2 protein-coding genes are annotated in these 1,273 nt (G+C 42.8%); both read left to right on the forward strand.

Annotation, left to right across the window (positions count from 1 at the left end; genetic code table 11):
• Positions 1 to 195: 195 nt before the first annotated feature.
• Entirely contained in the window at positions 196 to 510 is a 315-nt protein-coding gene (locus QUA04_RS29700; RefSeq protein WP_333264402.1) for a hypothetical protein, read from the forward strand.
• 282 nt (positions 511 to 792) lie between these two features.
• Positions 793 to 1,140, forward strand: a complete 348-nt coding sequence (locus QUA04_RS29705; protein ID WP_333264405.1) for a nucleotidyltransferase domain-containing protein — start codon at positions 793 to 795, stop codon at positions 1,138 to 1,140.
• The last annotated feature ends 133 nt before the right edge of the window (positions 1,141 to 1,273 follow it).

Consider the following 1,273-nt stretch of genomic DNA (forward strand, 5'->3'; position numbering starts at 1 on the left):
TATACTGATGATCGGTAAAAAAGTCATGGTGGGGTTCATGAGTATTTATACTCATCGCAAAAGTGACACGCTCCCGCCAAACTCTACCTCGAAAGCAAGCCAGCCGAAATTTCAGATGAAACCATCGCCCAATTCTGTGATTGGCTGATGGGTGAGTTCCAACAATTGCCCTTAAATCTAAAATTTTCAGATTATATGCGTTATGAGAACGCTGAAGAGATGTTTGCAGATATTAAGCAATGGCAACTTTGGGTATCCGCTGAGAGTTACGATTCTGCTGTTTATCCTAATCCTATTTATGGATTTATTTTTCAGGGAATGCACGATTATGGCCACTACTTGACAAATAGTGACTTCAGTTTGGATGGGGAAATCGCGGCTTACAACTTCGCTGCCAAACGTGCGCCTAGTTTAAACATCCAAAAGATTCTCTATTCCGAAATTGTACTGCGATCGGCTGCCTATATTTATTTGGGACATACGGCTGCTCCTAAAATTGTTTTTCCGTAATCGATCGGAGAGGTAAAAGATTATGCACGAATGTCTTTGTTGTTCTTATCCATTACTGCGGCACATTCACCACCATAAAATTGGCGGGTTTTGTCCACACTGTTGGGCAACGATGCCAGGTCTTTCCGAAGTGAAAACCTCTTCAAACATTAGCATAGGAGAAGCATGATGATGACCCAACATTGAAACTGTTATGCACCCACCAGGATGTTAAGGGTCAGTCAGACTTGTGATGTTACAATCAAAAGATGTTAGTTGCTCTCGTTGGATGTTAGCTCGCCCATGATTGAGTTGCAATCGGATTTAGAATATGTTGTGACCGAGCGCCTAAAAGTTTCTTTAGATGCGGTCGCACAATTTTGCCAGCGCTGGAACATTGTCGAGTTTGCCCTGTTTGGCTCGGTACTGCGGGATGATTTCCGCCCTGATAGTGATGTTGATGTATTAGTTACTTACGAACCCTCGCACCGCCTCACGCTGTCTCATTTATTGGGTATGCAGGAAGAGATAGAGAATTTATTTCACCGTCCTGTAGATTTGGTGGACAAAAAGGTGTTAAAAAATCCCTATCGGCGATCGAACATTTTGAAAACACATCGAGTGATTTATGCAAGCGAACGATCGGAATAATGATTCACTTTGGGACATGGCGCAGGCAATCCGCCGGATTCAAGAGTTTACGGCTGATGCAGGGTAAGAGCATCTCAATCAGTCTTGACAAAAGGATTTGAGAAGAAGCATCATGTATTCATCATTCATTGCA

This window comes from Microcoleus sp. S13_C5, from assembly GCF_036700845.1.
In the GTDB taxonomy this organism is placed as follows: Bacteria; Cyanobacteriota; Cyanobacteriia; order Cyanobacteriales; family Microcoleaceae; genus Microcoleus.

Excerpts from the sequence above, each read along its gene's own strand:
- QUA04_RS29700 (WP_333264402.1), top strand. The coding sequence starts at position 196 with ATGCGTTATGAGAACGCTGAAGAGATGTTTGCAGATATTAAGCAATGG.
- QUA04_RS29705 (WP_333264405.1), top strand. The coding sequence starts at position 793 with ATGATTGAGTTGCAATCGGATTTAGAATATGTTGTGACCGAGCGCCTA.